This is a genomic window from Candidatus Binatia bacterium (assembly GCA_036382395.1).
Lineage (GTDB): Bacteria > Desulfobacterota > Binatia > HRBIN30 > HRBIN30 > JAGDMS01.
The window spans coordinates 1-14,906 of record DASVHW010000395.1; the positions used below are offsets into that span (position 1 = coordinate 1).

Annotated in this window: 15 protein-coding genes; 3 read left to right on the forward strand and 12 right to left on the reverse strand. The window is 63.7% G+C overall.

Annotated features, from left to right (window positions below):
- Both VF515_19240 and VF515_19245 read right to left on the reverse strand, forming a co-directional pair.
- A partial coding sequence (locus VF515_19240; protein HEX7409770.1) for a protein kinase occupies positions 1-333 on the reverse strand: 333 nt, incomplete at its 3' end.
- Entirely contained in the window at positions 330-1,856 is a 1,527-nt protein-coding gene (locus VF515_19245; GenBank protein HEX7409771.1) for a sigma-54-dependent Fis family transcriptional regulator, read from the reverse strand. The genes VF515_19245 and VF515_19240, both read right to left, overlap by 4 nt.
- Positions 1,857-2,559: 703 nt before the next feature.
- Here VF515_19245 and VF515_19250 point away from each other — a divergent pair.
- Positions 2,560-2,766 carry a sigma factor-like helix-turn-helix DNA-binding protein gene (locus tag VF515_19250; GenBank protein HEX7409772.1) on the forward strand — a complete coding sequence of 69 codons (207 nt, stop codon included), beginning with the start codon at positions 2,560-2,562 and terminating at the stop codon, positions 2,764-2,766.
- Between the two features lie 407 nt (positions 2,767-3,173).
- On the opposite strand, the gene tsaD is transcribed toward VF515_19250, so the two are convergent.
- Positions 3,174-4,178 carry a tRNA (adenosine(37)-N6)-threonylcarbamoyltransferase complex transferase subunit TsaD gene (gene tsaD, locus VF515_19255; GenBank protein HEX7409773.1) on the reverse strand — a complete coding sequence of 335 codons (1,005 nt, stop codon included), beginning with the start codon at positions 4,176-4,178 and terminating at the stop codon, positions 3,174-3,176.
- 27 nt (positions 4,179-4,205) lie between these two features.
- A complete protein-coding gene (locus VF515_19260) occupies positions 4,206-4,913 on the reverse strand; it encodes a tetratricopeptide repeat protein (protein ID HEX7409774.1) in 708 nt (235 codons plus the stop codon).
- 159 nt (positions 4,914-5,072) lie between these two features.
- Here VF515_19260 and VF515_19265 point away from each other — a divergent pair, with 159 nt between their 5' ends.
- Both VF515_19265 and VF515_19270 read left to right on the forward strand, forming a co-directional pair.
- Positions 5,073-5,339 carry a hypothetical protein gene (locus VF515_19265; GenBank protein HEX7409775.1) on the forward strand — a complete coding sequence of 89 codons (267 nt, stop codon included), beginning with the start codon at positions 5,073-5,075 and terminating at the stop codon, positions 5,337-5,339.
- 34 nt (positions 5,340-5,373) lie between these two features.
- Positions 5,374-6,708, forward strand: a complete 1,335-nt coding sequence (locus tag VF515_19270) for an acetyl-CoA hydrolase/transferase C-terminal domain-containing protein (protein HEX7409776.1) — start codon at positions 5,374-5,376, stop codon at positions 6,706-6,708.
- A gap of 55 nt (positions 6,709-6,763) precedes the next feature.
- Here VF515_19270 and VF515_19275 read toward each other — a convergent pair whose 3' ends face one another.
- The 8 genes from VF515_19275 to VF515_19310 all read right to left on the reverse strand — a co-directional run bounded on the left by VF515_19275 (position 6,764) and on the right by VF515_19310 (position 14,501).
- On the reverse strand, positions 6,764-9,070 hold the full coding sequence (locus tag VF515_19275) for a PBP1A family penicillin-binding protein (GenBank protein HEX7409777.1): 2,307 nt from the start codon (positions 9,068-9,070) through the stop codon (positions 6,764-6,766).
- Positions 9,071-9,163: 93 nt separating this feature from the next.
- On the reverse strand, positions 9,164-10,705 hold the full coding sequence (locus tag VF515_19280) for a DegQ family serine endoprotease (GenBank protein HEX7409778.1): 1,542 nt from the start codon (positions 10,703-10,705) through the stop codon (positions 9,164-9,166).
- A 40-nt stretch (positions 10,706-10,745) separates the two neighbouring features.
- Positions 10,746-11,192 (reverse strand): DUF1844 domain-containing protein, encoded by a 447-nt coding sequence (locus tag VF515_19285; protein ID HEX7409779.1) that lies wholly within the window; start codon positions 11,190-11,192, stop codon positions 10,746-10,748.
- 68 nt (positions 11,193-11,260) lie between these two features.
- Entirely contained in the window at positions 11,261-12,109 is an 849-nt protein-coding gene (gene htpX / locus VF515_19290) for a zinc metalloprotease HtpX (GenBank protein HEX7409780.1), read from the reverse strand.
- 614 nt (positions 12,110-12,723) lie between these two features.
- Positions 12,724-13,023 (reverse strand): type II toxin-antitoxin system RelE/ParE family toxin, encoded by a 300-nt coding sequence (locus tag VF515_19295; GenBank protein HEX7409781.1) that lies wholly within the window; start codon positions 13,021-13,023, stop codon positions 12,724-12,726.
- Entirely contained in the window at positions 13,020-13,250 is a 231-nt protein-coding gene (locus VF515_19300; GenBank protein HEX7409782.1) for an addiction module protein, read from the reverse strand. The genes VF515_19295 and VF515_19300 overlap by 4 nt, the downstream gene beginning before the upstream one ends.
- Positions 13,251-13,431: 181 nt before the next feature.
- Positions 13,432-13,629 carry a hypothetical protein gene (locus VF515_19305; protein HEX7409783.1) on the reverse strand — a complete coding sequence of 66 codons (198 nt, stop codon included), beginning with the start codon at positions 13,627-13,629 and terminating at the stop codon, positions 13,432-13,434.
- 575 nt (positions 13,630-14,204) lie between these two features.
- Positions 14,205-14,501: a hypothetical protein gene (locus VF515_19310; protein HEX7409784.1), complete on the reverse strand. Its 297-nt coding sequence runs from the start codon at positions 14,499-14,501 to the stop codon at positions 14,205-14,207.
- Between the last annotated feature and the right edge of the window lie 405 nt (positions 14,502-14,906).

The window sequence follows — 14,906 nt, forward strand, 5'->3', positions numbered from 1 at the left end:
CACGTACTCGACGAAGTCCACTCCGTCGATGAGCTCCATGGTGAAGAAGCCCTCGCGCTCGTCGACCACTAGCTCGTACAATTCGACCAGGTTCGGATGGAGGATACCGCCAAGCGAGCGGAATTCCTGTTTGAGTTGGTAGAGCTGCTCGGGCGCGCGGGCACCCAGGGTTTTCAGTGCGACCTCGGTGTCCGTTTCCCGATCATGTATCCGGTACACGATGCCCATGCTGCCGCGGCCGAGCAACGCAAGCGGTTTGAAACGATCAGTCCCGGCGAATCCTTCCATCGGGTCCGCAGGCTGGGGTGGTGTGCGGTCGATCGGGCCGCTCATTCCGGCGTGCGCTCGAGGCCGAGCGCACGGATCAGGTTGTACACATGGGACCGGGCGAGGTCGAGCCGCCGGGCCGCATCCATGACGTTCCAACCCGTCTCTTCGAGCGTCTCACGCAACAGGCGCGCTTGGAAACGCCGCGTCGCCTCTTGAAACGTGATGGGTAGGGGTTCCGCCGACGACTCCGCCAGCTCCGGAAACAGATGGTTACGCTCGATCTGCATCGATCGCTCGCTCACGGCCCGAATCATGGCAGCCTCGACGGCGTGAGCCAGTTGCCGGATGTTGCCGGGCCATTCCGCGGTCTCGGCCGCACGCAGCGCGTTGCCCGAGAGCGCCAGCCGTGGCAGCCCGTGCCGCTCGCACGCGTTGCCGCCGAAAAACGCCACCAACTCCGGAATATCTTCACGTCGTTCGGCGAGCGCAGGGACACGGATCGGCAGCACCTGCAAGCGGTAGAACAGGTCTTCGCGAAACCGGTGCTCCGCCACCCCCCGCTGGAGATCGGTGTTGGTGGCTGCAACAACTCGGACATCGGCCTGAACCGGCTTGGAGCTTCCGAGCGGGTAGTACTGTTTCGACTGCAGCAGTTGCAGCAATTTGGCCTGCGCCGCCAGGCTCAGATCGCCAATTTCATCGAGAAAAAGCGTGCCACTTTCCGCCGCTGCAACCTTTCCATCCATACGACGTGTCGCCGTCGAATGCGCGCCCGGCAAGGCGCCGAACAGTTCGCTCTCCACCAGGTTCTCCGGCAGGGCACCGCAGCTGACTTCGACAAACGGGCGTCCCGCACGCGGCCCGTTGTCGTGGATAACGCGTGCGAGCTGGCTCTTCCCGGTGCCCGACTCCCCAGTGAGGAGGACACTGACGTCCAGCGGCGCGATCAACGCCACCTGCCGCAGCACGGCGGCCAGCGCCGGGCTGCGCCCGATCACGCCGCTCAGGCGTAGCGTCTCGCGCAGTGACTTCGTCGGGTCGGCGACGGCCCGGGTGCGGTCCTGCACCAGCAACCGATCGGCAAGCGGAGCCAGGTGACGGGCAAAGATCTCGACCCGGCCCTGCTCCTCTTCCGAAAACAATCCGGGTGCTGCACGGCCCTGAAGGTACAACACCCCGCGCGGGGGGTCGTCGCCAATCGGTGCGCACAGCACCGCCTCGATGCGGCCGAGGCGCACGCTGTCCCGGCCGCTGAAACGCGGGTCCAGCAATGCCGACGGGGTGACGATCGTCTGCCCGGTCGCCAGCGCTTCGGCGATGATCCCTCGCGAGATGGCGCGGCGCACGCTTTCGATCTCCTCCGCCGAAAACCCGTGCGCCATCCACCAGCGCGGGGTCCCGTTTCCATCATCGTCCGGCTGGAGTTCCAGGTATCCCTGCTGCGCCTGCGTCACCCCCACAACCAGCTCCAGCGCGCCCCGAAGAAACGGCACGGGTTCCTGCTCGTGGACCAGACTGACCAGCCGGAAACAAAGGTCGCAATCCTTCCCAATACCGGCAAGCGCGTTATGAACCTGCTGCGTCATTTCCTTCAAGTGTCCGAGTGGCCATCCTAATACAGCACCGACCGCCCCAAAGCCAACGGCAAAGCACACTCTACCCACTTGGCCAGCTGGGCATCCGTGCGCCGCCCTCTCTGTCCACTCCGGTGGACGCCGGAAGTCCGCTTGTCCACTCCAGTGGACACAGAACCTGGAATGGGCGGGCCATCGGAACGCAACGGGACCAGTCGCATGATGAGGCTGTGCTGGCACCAACTGTGCTCTCACAATCAGCCATGACACAACTCGACCGCAATCAGGCCCAGATCATTCCGAGCGCAAACGTAGCTGAGACGCAACCGGAGATGTCGCGTTCACAACAGGCGCTTGCTCTCACGCGGCAGTGCGAGCAGTGCCTTTTTCGCTTAACAGGTAAACCTGCCTGCGTCGCGTTTCCGTGGGGCATCCCACTCGAGATCCGCAATGGGGACTTCGACCACACCGAACCCCACCCGGGTGACGGCGGCTTTCGTTTCGTACCCTTTCGCCACACCAGATTTCTCGCCCCGTCGCGACTGCACTCTTGATGTCTGGGATCTTCCACATGTCGCCATCCGGGGGCAGCGGGAATACGGGCTCGGCACGCAAGTCTTGGCGCCATGCGCGCCCAGCGGCAACCGCGGCCACATCAGCATCGTCCCTCGTCCACAAATTAGGACTGGGAATCTTTCTTCAGAAGGGGGCCACAATGGTTGGCTTGTCGCATCAGCAGGAACTGGTACTGCTTCTGCGCTTCGGCCAGGGTCCGCGTCCGGCCACGTACGAACAGGTGGCAGACGCTCTCGGCGTCTCCCCGCGCGCCGTCGAGCAAATCGAGAACGAGGCGCTGCGGCTTCTACGCCAGAGCGCGATGGACCCTCTCAGCAAAGGCTGGAACGGCTGGGACGAAGCCTAGTGGCGTCAAGTGAAGAGGACGATCCATGGCTGAGAAGCCAGCTGATACGCCAAGCGCCACCAGTGCACCTTCCTCAAGCGGGCAGTGCGATCGGTGCATCTTCCGTTCCCCGGGCAGAACAGCCTGTGTGGCGTTTCCATGGGGCATCCCTGCTGAGATGCTTGAAGGCCGCTTCGACCACACCCAGCCTCATCCCGGCGATGGCGGCTTCCGCTTCGTACCGCGGCGCTGAGGAAACACCCCGTGCAAATACCCATGAAGACCGTTTGGCTCGAGTAGCCGCCACGTGTTTCTGGCGGCGTACAGCAGGGCGCTCATGTCCAAGCGACGATCTGGGCCGGCTCGCTGCCGCGACGTGCACAAGCGCCGGCGAAACACCTCCTGCGGTCACGCCAGACCCGGCTTTTTCATAGCTCCAAATCAGCCGCCGCGTTGAGGGACAGCGGGTCGCGCTCGCCGCGCCGCAGCCGCGGCTCCGCCGCCACCGCGATCATCGCCGCGTTGTCGGTGCAATAGTGCAGCGGCGGAATACTGATGGCCATGCCGAACTCCGTGGCCGCCTCTTGGGCACGGTGGCGCAGCCGTGAGTTGGCTGACACGCCGCCCGCAATGACGATCCGGGGACATTGCACGCTGTGGGCGGCCGCGAAGGTCGTATCGAGGAGCATGTCGACCACCGCCTCCTGAAAACTTGCCGCGACGTCTGCCGCGGCGGCATCGCTGTCGATCGGGTGCGCGCGCACGTACTGCCATACCGCCGTCTTCAAGCCGCTGAAGCTGAATTCGAAACGCACCCCGTCACGCGGTGCCTTCAGGCGTGCGCGTGGAAAACGGATGGCCTTTGGATCACCCTTACGCGCCAGGCTATCGATGACCCGGCCCCCCGGATAGCCGAGCCCCATCGTCTTGGCCACCTTGTCGAAAGCCTCACCGGCCGCGTCATCTCGTGTCGACCCCAGCAACTGGTAACGGCCCCAGTCCTCAGCGTAGTACAAGCTGGTGTGCCCACCCGACACCAGTAGCGCCACGTAGGGGAATGGGGTCCGGCCATCGATCTGCACCGAGAGCAGATGGCCCTCGAGATGATTGACCCCCATAAACGGGAGCTGGCGCGCAAACGCCATCGCCTTCGCGATCGAGAGTCCCACCAGCAACGAACCGACCAGCCCCGGCCCGCAGGTCGCCGCCACCGCGTCGATATCCGCCAGCGTCAGCTGCGCCCGCGTCAGCGCATCTTCGATGACGGGGACAATGTTGCGCATGTGCGAACGTGACGCCAGCTCCGGCACCACGCCACCGTAGCGGCAGTGGACATCGTCTTGCGACGTCACAACGCTGGACAGTACCGCCCCATCCGCCAGGACGGCCGCGGCGGTATCGTCGCACGAGCTTTCAATCGCGAGGATGCGCATGACGGTAGACTGGCGACGGCTCTGCGGCTAATTGCTCCCGCTGAGCCGCGCGATGCCGACGCGCGCCGCCAGGTTGTTGGGATCGGCCGTAATCGCCGCTTGATAGGCTTTGCGCGCGTCGGGGTAGCGGCCCACCTCCTCGAACACTGCCCCCTGCAGGCTGTGGATGCGCCCCCGCGAGACGCGATCGGTACGTCCGCCGAGCGACGCCGCACGGCTGGCAAAGGCGATCGCTTGATCGTAATGTTTCTTGAGGAAATGCACCTGGGCGAGAAAGTAGTAGCCGTGGGCGCTGGCAGGGTCAATGGCGACCGCACGCTCGAAACGATCGAGGGCGGCGTCGTACGCACCTTGACGAAGCCGTTCGCGTCCGTCCTCGATCAAGCGCAGCGCAGCGGTAACATTGGGCGGCGTCGTTGAACTGATCTGGGTTAGCAGCGATTCCGGTTCGGTGGGACTCACTGCCACCTCAGCCTCCGCCGTCGGGGTCGGCAGCGGCGTCTCGGCTGCACCGGGTGCAGGCGTAAATCCGCCGATCTCGCCGAGCGTGCTCTCCTGCAGTGCTGGAGTCGGTGTTGACGTCGGCGCGCGTCGGGGTCTCGTCGGGGTCGGCGCCGCCCGCGGCGTCTCCGCCACGCGCTCAGGCGGCGCCGGCCGCAATGGAGTGACGCACCCGCTGAAGGAGATTGCGAGCGTGGCGAAGACACTCACGCAGGTACGCGATGCGTAGATCATGTGGGACGACTCCGGAACCATGTCGACAGTGGAATATATCAGAGCGCATCGAATAGCGACGGGCGTCATTCGAAAACACATACAAGGCTTGGGCGGAAGCTGACAACCGGCGCCCTCCCCGTTGACGAGGCGCGTATTCGGCCCCTATCCTGGCTCAGGATGGGGGCGCAGAAGGCCAAAGGTGGGTGTGAACCGATCAATCTGTTTCGTTACCGGCCGACGAACGTTTTCATGGGCTACCGCGCCGTCTTCGAAACCATGCGTGACCATCCGGAAGAGGCCACAGCGATCCTCGGCCGGTACGGATACAGCTTCGATCTCGCCGTCGCCTCCCGGCGTTACACCCGGCTGCAACGCCACCGAGGCAATCCGGAGGCGTTGGAAGACACGCTGCTGATGCCCAAGCCGGAGGTGGAAGAGGAATGAGGCGCTCCGAGTTCAACATCAGAGGAGAGGAACAATGGCCGCACGCCTGACGCACGGTGACCCGCAAACGCTGTACCGCGGCAAGCTCCGCAGTGTACGGGAAGCGGTCGATCTCCTCCACGTAGAGGACACACTGGCGGCACCTATTTTGACCGGTCAGCCGGCGGCGTTTCTCGACGCCTTGGCCGCGCGTAGCGACTACCGCGATCTCTCGATCTTCAGCGGTCTGCTGATCGAGCCCTATCCGGTCCTGCAGCAACCCGGCGTCCGCCTGACCAGCGGGTTCTATGGGCCGATCGAACGGCAGCTGAAGTCCATGGGCGCCAAGGTGCGCTACCTGCCCGCAGACTTCATCGGTTGGGAGCGCTACGCCCGCCTCGCCCGCCCCCGGGTGGTCGCCTCTGCAGTGTCGCCCATGGATCAGTACGGCTACCTGAACTTCGGACTGCATGCCGGCGCAACCTTCAACGCCTTCCTCGAAGCCGCTCGCGATCCGCATCGGCTGGCCATCGCCGAGGTCAATCCTGGCCTGCCGCACGTCCTCGGCCTCGGCCGCTACGGTGGCCATCGCATTCATATTGCGGAAGTTGATTGTGTCGTGGAGTCGGACCGTTCCATCTTCGAACTGCCGGATCAGCCGGTGACGGAAGAGGACAATGCCATCGCCCGCCACATCGAGCAGCTGATCCAAAATGGGGCGACCTTGCAGATCGGCATTGGTGCCATTCCAACCATCGTCGTCGGGATGCTCGCTGCCGGAACCAAAGGGGATTTCGGCATTCATACCGAAATGATCACCAATGCCGTCTTGCGCCTGCACCGGGCGGGCAAGGTAACGAACCACAAGGGCATCTACGACGGATTCTCGGTGGGGACATTCGCGGCCGGCAGCAAGGAGCTGTACACGTGGATGGATCGCAACCCCGAAGTGCGCATGCTCCCCGTCGCCGAGGTGAACGATCCTGCCATCATCCGTCGCAACCGTCTGATGGTCAGCATCAACGGTGCTCTGGCAGTGGACCTCTCCGCTCAGGTGATGGCCGACACCATCGGACCGCGCCAGTATTCGGGGGTTGGAGGACATGAGCTCTTCGCCATCGGCGCACACGACAGCGATGGCGGCAAGAGCATCATCTGCCTGCACTCGACGGCCCGGAGCGAGGGCAAGACCATTTCAACCATCGTCCCGTCCCTGCCGCTCGGCACCCCGGTGACGACGCCACGGCATCATGTCCAGTACGTCATTACCGAGCACGGCGTGGCCAACCTCGGCCTGCTGACGGACGTCGAGCGAGCGCACGCGCTGATCGACATCGCACACCCGGACTTCCGGGACGAGTTGCGCGCGGCGGCGCGGGAGCTGCCGTAGATTTCAGCAGCACGCGATCGGGGAAAAGGAGACGAGCCCCACGAATCGCGATTGCCTACGGCGCTCCCACAATCTCTCGCAGCGCACCGCGCACCGGGTGCAGGGGGCACGGCACCGTGGGCTCTGTCCCTGCATAGAACGCCTCATCGAGGCTCTCCGGGCACTGCGGCGTCGCCAACATGCCGGAGGCTGGATCGATGCGGACTAGCGCGATTCCCGGTGGCGGGGTGAACGAGTTGGGGGGAAGTCCGGCCGTCGCCTGCTTCATGAAGTCGGTCCAGATCGGCAGCGCGGCCTCGGCGCCGGCCAGGTTGAGCGGACGCTTGTGATCGAACCCAACCCACACGACGGCCAGCAAGTCGGGCGTAAAGCCGGCGAACCAGGCATCGCTGTAGTCGTTCGTGGTACCGGTCTTGCCTGCCGCTGGCCGCTTGAATCCCTGTTTGCGCGCGGCGTGGGCGGTGCCGTAGTCGAACACGCCTTCCATCAAGTGAGTCACCAGGTACGCCGTGTCGGCGGGAATCACCTGCTCGGCCTGCACGGGGTTGCGTTCGATCGGCTGTTTGCTGTGATCGAACACCTTCTTGATGGCGAGTGGTGTGCTGCGCAGGCCGCTGTCGGCCAACGCCGTGAACGCTTGCGCCACTTCGAACGGCACCACTTCCGCGGCCCCGAGCACGACCGATGGGTACGGCGGCAGCGGTGAGTTGATCCCGAACCGGCGCGCCATTTCGATGATGGGTTCCAGTCCCACGTCGTGGGCCAGGCGGGCGGTCGCCGCATTGAGGGAATGCTCCAGGGCCTCGCGCACCGTCACCTCTCCCATGTAACGCTTCTTGTAGTTGGCGGGCGTCCACACCTGGTTGTCGTAGGCCCACTCGAAGGGCTCATCGGCAATCCGCGTCGTTGGCAGAATGGGTGAGGCATTGTGCCGCGTTTCTTCGAAGGCGGTCAGATAGGTGAACGGCTTGAAGACCGATCCCGGCTGGCGCAGGGCCTGCGTGCAGCGATTGAACTGACTGCTGCGGTACTCGCGCCCACCCATCATCGCCTTGATCGCACCCGTCTGCGGTTGAATGACGATCAGGCACCCTTGCAGCTGGTCAGCGGGCTTGGTGGCACGCAGGCGCGGGTAGCGCCGCTCCAGGTCGGCCAGACCGGCCTGCAACGCATGCTCGGCGAGCTTCTGCAAGTGCGTGTCGAGCGAGGTGTGGATCTGCAAACCTTCCGTGGTCAGCACGTGGCTCGGGTAGGTTTGCGACAGTTCCTGCCGAACGAAGTCGGTGAAATACGGCGCATCGTTCGTTTCGTTGACCACGGAAGCGGTGCGCACCGGTTCCTGAATGGCGGCGGCATACTGCTCCGCGGTGAGGTCGCTCTGCTTCAGCATGGACAGCAGAGCGAAGTTGCGGCGGCGTCTTGAGGCGACCGGGTCGCGGAAGGGCGAGTAGCGGTTCGGGGCTTTGATCAGTCCGGCGAGCGTAGCGATTTCGGCGACCGAAAGATCTTGCGGCTCCTTGTCGAAATAGAAATGCGAGGCTTGCCAGAGGCCGTAGATGCCTTGCGCCCCTTTCTGCCCGAGATAGATCTCGTTGACATAGTTCGTCAGGATCTCCTGCTTCGAGAAGCGCCGCTCGATGATGAGCGCCATCAGCGCTTCGGTGAGCTTGCGCTTCATGCTGCGCTCGTCGGTGAGGAAGAAGTTCTTCATCAGCTGCTGGGTCAACGTACTGCCGCCCTGTTCAACGCGGTGGCTGCGCAGATCGACCCAGAGCGCCCGTGCGATACCGCCGACATCGATGCCAGGGTGCTCGTAGAAATGCTGATCCTCGACGTCGATGATGGCGCGCAGCAGTAATGGCGGCAGCTGATCGAGGCTGACCAGATGCCGTTCCTCCCAGATCCCCTGGTACAGGCAGCTGATGAGTTCGGGGTCGAACTCGAAAGCGTACAGCTCCTTGTGGCTGGCGAGATCTTCGATGCGTGTGACGGCATCCCCCGAAAGATTCAGCCGGACGAGGGTGCCACTGCCCTCCACTGTGGGATAGGGAAACTCGTGCAGGTAGATGTCCAGGCCGTTCTTATCGACGTGGTACTGGCCCCGGCGCGTCACCTCGCCATCGACGCGCTGGTAGTCGAGGTCGTGCAGCCGCTCGTAGAACCCGACCGCCTTCAGATCCATCCCCGGATAGATCAAGAGGCTATCCGAGTAGATCTTGGAGGGGAAACTCCAGCGGTGGGTTTGAAACTTCTCGACGACGACCGGTTCCCACTGGCGCAGCATGAGCCACAAGGCCACGCTGCCCACTGCGGCGGCCGCGACGATCAGAAGCAGCAGAACGAATGCGATGCGTCGCAACATTGGCAGCGATCGGCTCGGCGCTCAGCCATCAGCGCTCAGTTGGTTTGAAAGAGCAGTGAGGCCAGGGCACGCTTCCCTGGCCTCACTCGCCGGCTATTCAGCCGCAGGCTTGAGCGCCATGAAGATGGTGTTGTCGCCCCGTCGGACGAGCATCAAGACGCTCTTCCCCTTGCCTGCCGATTTGATGGCCTTCCGATAGCTCGCCAAATCCCTCACCGGCTCGCGGTTGACTTCCAGGATCACGTCGCCGCGGTGCATTCCCGCATCGTCGGCGCTGCTGCCCGGCTCGACGCCGGAGACCACGACACCCTTGATGTCGCCGCTGAGTCCGAGACTCTCGGCGATCTCCGGCGTCAGTGGCTGCACGGTGAGGCCAAAGCCCTGTTCCTTGCCAACGGCGGCGGTCTCCTCCTCCTTCAGCTCGCCGAGTTTGACGGAGAGTGTCTCCGTGCGCTTGTCGCGAGTGAGCTTGATGCTCACCGTCTTGCCCACCGGCGTCCGCGCCACCAGCATCGGCAGCTCGGTCGACTCCTTGATGGCATGGCCGTCGAACTCGACGATCACGTCACCCACTTTCACGCCGGCCGCGTATGCGGGGCCATCCTTCATCACATCCGCGACCAGGGCGCCCCTGGTTTCCTTGAGGCCAAAGTTCTCGGCGATGTCCGGCGTGACTTTCTGAATCATCACGCCGAGCCACGCGCGCGTGACGCGGCCCTTCTCTTCGAGCTCGGGCAGCAGGTCTTTGGCCACATTCACGGGAATGGCGAAACCGATACCGATGTTGCCGCCGGAGCGGCTGAAGATGGCGGTGTTGATGCCGACGACCTCGCCCTTCAGGTTGATCAGCGGTCCGCCCGAGTTGCCGGGGTTGATGGCGGCGTCGGTCTGGATGAAATTGTCGTAGCTGCCCTGCCCGATGAAGCGTCCCTTGGCGCTGACAATGCCGGCGGTTACGGTATGTTCGAGGCCGAAGGGATTACCGATCGCCACGACCCACTCGCCGACCTTCAGCTCATCCGAGTTGCCCATGGTGACGGTGGTCAAGTCCTTGGCGTCATCGATCTTGATCACCGCAATGTCGGTCTTCTGATCACGGCCCACGACCCTGGCCTTGTACTCTTTCTCGTCCGCGAGTTTGACCAGAATTTCGTCGGCGTTCTCGATGACGTGATTATTGGTCAGAATGTAGCCGTCGCGGTTGATGATGAATCCCGATCCGAGGCTGCGTTGCTTGAACTGGCGCTTCGGCATCGGACCGAAGAAGCGCTCGAAGGGCTCCCAGAACTCGTGCGGGTCCCCCTGCCCTTGCCCTTGCCCTCCGCCTCCGCCGAATGGACCTCCCTCCATGTGCGGCGAAGATTCCCCTTGCGAAGTAGTGGAGACGTTGACCACGGCCGGGCTCACTTTTTCGCTCAGGACAGTGAAGTCGGGCAACCCGCTGACCGCTGCTCCCTGCACCTTTGGCGCCAGTGCTGGGGTTGGCGTCGCCGCCTGCTCAGCAGCCTCCTCACCCCAGAAGCTGATGGCTTCGACTCGCGAGCTGAGGTTGAGGCCGACGGTGGTTCCCACCCCCGCCAGAAAGCCCGCGAAAATTAGCAAAACGGTTCGACGGGCACGCACGTGCGTACTCATGTTTCCTCCTTGTTCATTCGTCCAGGACTCGGTCGCGTCTTCACGAACGACTGCGCACACGCTCCACGTAATTCAAGCGCAGATCATACAGGACGCTGTCTAGCAGACCCGACTCCGAGCTATCGAGATTGCCTTTGGTTTTTTCCTTGAGGATACCGAGAATATCGATCATCTGCTTGGCAGCTAACAAATCGGTGACGATCCTACCATCGATGGGGTTGGGAATCTCACCCAAATGGGCCAGCGCCTGCGTGCTCAAGCTGAGAATGAACGTGGAGAACATCAGCGGCAGGGGCGGCGCCTCTCGCCGCTCGGCCGCGGGTGCCGACGTGGCGGTGCCCGCAGTTGCCACCGGCTCTTGGCGCGCCGCCGGGGGTTCAGCCGATCCCGCCTGCGGCTCCGGACGCACCTCCCCGGCTGCGGAAAACCGACGCCGGTCTTCCACCTTGAACCCTCGTTTCTCTTGCCGTTCCTCTTCGTTGCTCATTCAACTCACGAAAAAAGCCCGATGCCACCGACGCATCGGGCCATAATTATACCACAGGTCTGCCGCACTCACACATGCATGGCGCGCAATCGCCGGATGCGCTCATCGAGCGGTGGATGCGTGCTGAACAAGTTGGCCAGCGAGCGCCCACTGAGCGGGTTGACAATGAACAGGTGCGCGGTCTGCGGGCTGGCATCCATCGGCAGGCGCTGTGAAGCAGACTCGAGCTTCTCCAGTGCTTTGGCGAGACTCTCACCGCTGTGCAACAGTTGAGCCCCGCTGGCATCGGCCTGGTATTCGCGTGACCGCGAGATCGCAAGCTGGATGACCATCGCCGCCAGCGGCGCCACGATCGACATCACCAGCAGGCCGATGAGCCCCCCACCTTCCTCCCGTTCATCCCGCGAGAGGCCACCGAACATCGCCCCCCAGCGCGCCATGTTCGCCAGCATCATGATGGCGCCCGCCAGAGTGGCAGCGACGGAACTGATCAGGATGTCACGGTTCCGGACGTGGCTGATCTCGTGCGCCAGGACGCCCTCGAGTTCATCCGATGACAACAAGCGCATGATGCCCTCGGTCACCGCCACCGCAGCATGTTCCGGACTGCGGCCGGTCGCAAACGCATTGGCCGCCTCGCTCGGAATCACATACAGCTTCGGCATCGGCATGCCGGCGCGCGTAGTCAGGTTCTGGACGATCCGATAGAGGTCCGGCGCTTCGTTCATGTCCACGGGCCGGGCTCGGTACATCGCCAGGACGATCTTGTCCGAGAACCAATAGCTGCCCAAATTCATGACCGCCGCGAAGACGAAGGCCACCACCAACCCCTGTGATCCGCCGAGGAACCCGCCGAACCACACAATGATACCGGTCAGCAACCCCAACAGCAGCGTGGTTTTCAGCGTGTTAGACATCAGTTATCTCCTGGGCCTTTGACGCAGCCACCAGCCATTTTATTTGACATGGACTGAGAATTGGCCGACGCGTGGGGTCCGCAACCAACCAAAAAGCTAATATGCACCCCCCAGGATGTCAAGCAACGTCCGTGCAGCCCGTCGCAGCCCGTCGCCACGCACCGTGAGTTGGGAAGGCACCGAGGCAGTGGGGCATTCACAATGCCCCACTGCCGGAGCCGTAGATCGCCGCAAAAGGCAAAGGGCGAGGCCCGCGCCTCGCTCACCGACCCGCAAGCGCGCAAGATGAAGATGGGCGACGGTGGCTTTCGGCCCGCCTACAACGTGCAGTTCACCGCTGACACGGAGAGCCAGTTTGTGGAAAAACCGGATTTCTTCACAAGCCCTACGTCCCGCGAGCCTACATGATCGCGCGAGAACCCAGCCAAGGGAGAGGTTTCAATTTCCGGGCTGATCGCAGATGGCCGACTTAGGCCAGTTTGGCATCGAGACCGTGCGTATTCGTCTCGATGCGATCCATCACTGCCGGCTCATCACCCGTTCGCTTCACGTCGCATCTTTAGAGATTTCGGCCTTCAACTGCCGGCCGGCGGCTGGAGCGGCTCAGTTAGGGGCTACCGATAACGCCGCCACTTCCAGTACCCTGGTTTCCGCCGCTGGTGCATGGTCGCAAGGACAACTACGCGTTCCTCTTCCACTCGGTACACGACGTTGTACGGAAAGCCTGGCACCGTTCGTTTTCGGTCCTTGCGGCCCAGAGGTGAACCCGCATCTGGAGATTCCGCGATCAGTTGGTAAATATCTTCGACCGTCTGGATGAAGCGGAACCCGAGACCCTGACGCCGCTTCTCGTAGAAGCGCGCCGCCTCGATCATCTCCGTGGTGGCGCTGCGATGAGCATCTACTGTCTTCACCGAAGCGCATCTCGTGCACGCTGGAACGCCACGGCTGCTGGCTCGGCCGCCGCCGGGTTGTCACGCACCTCCTGATAACGGCGCTCCGCTTCCTCGATCCAGGCCAGCTCTACGTCCTCGTCCACCTGGTCGTCGAGGCTCGTAAGCAGCCGGCTCACGAGCCGGGCCCGCTCGGCAACGGGCAGGCTCAGCGCCTCAGCCTCCAACTCATCTATCTTCGACGCCATGTCCACCTCCGGGGATGGAGAATACCACGGACGGCCGCTGGCCTCTAACGAGCTTGTAGAAACACTTGATGGCGGTTGGCAAGCGCCGCTGCCGTCATCGGCTGAGGCGCCGGGCTCACTCCGACGAGCGGGTCGGTCTGGGTGGGACCTCCGAAACCGGGCCCCATCCGTGGCTCCGAGTTCATGCCGCCACCGCGTGGGCGACCTTCTCGATGTTGTGCACCAGCGCGAACAGCTTCCTCTGCATGTTCACCTTGCCTTTCCCACGCAGCGTGTTGCAGACACTAGCTTCGGCCGTAGATCCAGCGCCCCTCATGCCGACGGTGTCACAGCCGAACCGATGCCGGGCCACAAGCGCAACCGGCAGTCCACGTTCCATACGCGCTGTCGTCGGATTGCGCGGCGAGCAGAGCGCGGGGTTCCGCCCCTGCACCCCATGCGAGGGAAAGACCACTCAGACGCCGTGGTCTCTCCCTCGCGCTCTCTCATCCTGGGCTCGCGCCGGTCCCAGGGGCCACGTTCTCGTGCGCTCGATCGCGCGTAACGTCGTGCGAGTCCAGGCGTCGGGATCCGTCGGCGACGGGTGGATAACGGCACCGTATGGTGGGCGGCGAGAGCGCAATACCGCCTTGCCCGCGAGCAGCGGCTGCGGCGAGGGCCCGGCGATACGGTTGAAGCCAATTTGGGAGAAATCTCTGCGCGTGAGCTTGCCTGCCCCCGCTTGGCACCGATGCCGTGCCGCTGCACGGCCCGGTAGCGGCGGAGCCGCGGCGGGGGCGTCCCCTGCGCCGTCCAATCCAGCGCCGCACAGCGTACCGGCGCCATGGCTCCACGCCTAGTGGCGCGGGAAGGTGGAGCGCGAGGAGGAAACCACCGCGTGGTGTCCTCCTCGCATCTCGGCCGGCGGACAACCAGCACATGCCACTGGCACGCTTGCGGCCCGCGTGCGACGTCTCACGCCAGCGGTGTTTTAAGCGGCACCTTCGGGTCGTACGCCAACCGCCCCGTCTCCTCGTTGCGGTAGCGACCCGCGAAGACCGTGAGATCCAAGTGCTGCTCGACGATCTCGTTCAGCGCGTGCTCGAATGAGCCCGGCACGATCTGATCCGCGTAGCTCAGCGGGATCAGCTTGTCCTGCTTCAGGTCCGTAGGTCCGACTATTCCGAGTTGCTGTACACGCCAGTCCCTATAACCCTTGACCACTGCACGCTGCGGCTCTGCAGCGTACGCCCATGCCGCGTGGCGCGGCATCGAGACCGTGCGTATTCGTTTGGACGCGATCCATCACTGCAGGCTCGTCACCCGTTCGCTCCACGTCGCCTCCTTAGAGATTTCGGCCATCAGGTGCATCCGCTCCCGAACTCGGAATACTCGTTCCTACGAGTTTGTGAAGAAATCCCGCTTGCCGCCTAAAAACGTGGTACAAGCGCCGAACGGCAGTGGTGGAGAGGTGGATGGCACAAGCGGCGCTATTTGGGGACGACCAGAGTGTGGGCCAGGCAACCGATCAGCGGTAAGCACGCGCGAGCAGGCGCCGCACTGACGGGAAACCGCGCGTGGTGACGGCGGACCGCAGTCAGATCGAGCTGCGACCGTATGACCTCGACGGCCTGATCCGGCAGAGCCACCCGGCACGACGGGTCTGGGCGTTTGTCG

Excerpts from the sequence above, each read along its gene's own strand:
- VF515_19245 (HEX7409771.1), bottom strand. The coding sequence starts at position 1,856 with ATGACGCAGCAGGTTCATAACGCGCTTGCCGGTATTGGGAAGGATTGC.
- VF515_19250 (HEX7409772.1), top strand. The coding sequence starts at position 2,560 with ATGGTTGGCTTGTCGCATCAGCAGGAACTGGTACTGCTTCTGCGCTTC.
- tsaD (HEX7409773.1), bottom strand. The coding sequence starts at position 4,178 with ATGCGCATCCTCGCGATTGAAAGCTCGTGCGACGATACCGCCGCGGCC.
- VF515_19260 (HEX7409774.1), bottom strand. The coding sequence starts at position 4,913 with ATGATCTACGCATCGCGTACCTGCGTGAGTGTCTTCGCCACGCTCGCA.
- VF515_19265 (HEX7409775.1), top strand. The coding sequence starts at position 5,073 with ATGGGGGCGCAGAAGGCCAAAGGTGGGTGTGAACCGATCAATCTGTTT.
- VF515_19270 (HEX7409776.1), top strand. The coding sequence starts at position 5,374 with ATGGCCGCACGCCTGACGCACGGTGACCCGCAAACGCTGTACCGCGGC.
- VF515_19275 (HEX7409777.1), bottom strand. The coding sequence starts at position 9,070 with ATGTTGCGACGCATCGCATTCGTTCTGCTGCTTCTGATCGTCGCGGCC.
- VF515_19280 (HEX7409778.1), bottom strand. The coding sequence starts at position 10,705 with ATGAGTACGCACGTGCGTGCCCGTCGAACCGTTTTGCTAATTTTCGCG.
- VF515_19285 (HEX7409779.1), bottom strand. The coding sequence starts at position 11,192 with ATGAGCAACGAAGAGGAACGGCAAGAGAAACGAGGGTTCAAGGTGGAA.
- htpX (HEX7409780.1), bottom strand. The coding sequence starts at position 12,109 with ATGTCTAACACGCTGAAAACCACGCTGCTGTTGGGGTTGCTGACCGGT.
- VF515_19300 (HEX7409782.1), bottom strand. The coding sequence starts at position 13,250 with ATGGCGTCGAAGATAGATGAGTTGGAGGCTGAGGCGCTGAGCCTGCCC.
- VF515_19305 (HEX7409783.1), bottom strand. The coding sequence starts at position 13,629 with ATGGAACGTGGACTGCCGGTTGCGCTTGTGGCCCGGCATCGGTTCGGC.
- VF515_19310 (HEX7409784.1), bottom strand. The coding sequence starts at position 14,501 with ATGCCGCGCCACGCGGCATGGGCGTACGCTGCAGAGCCGCAGCGTGCA.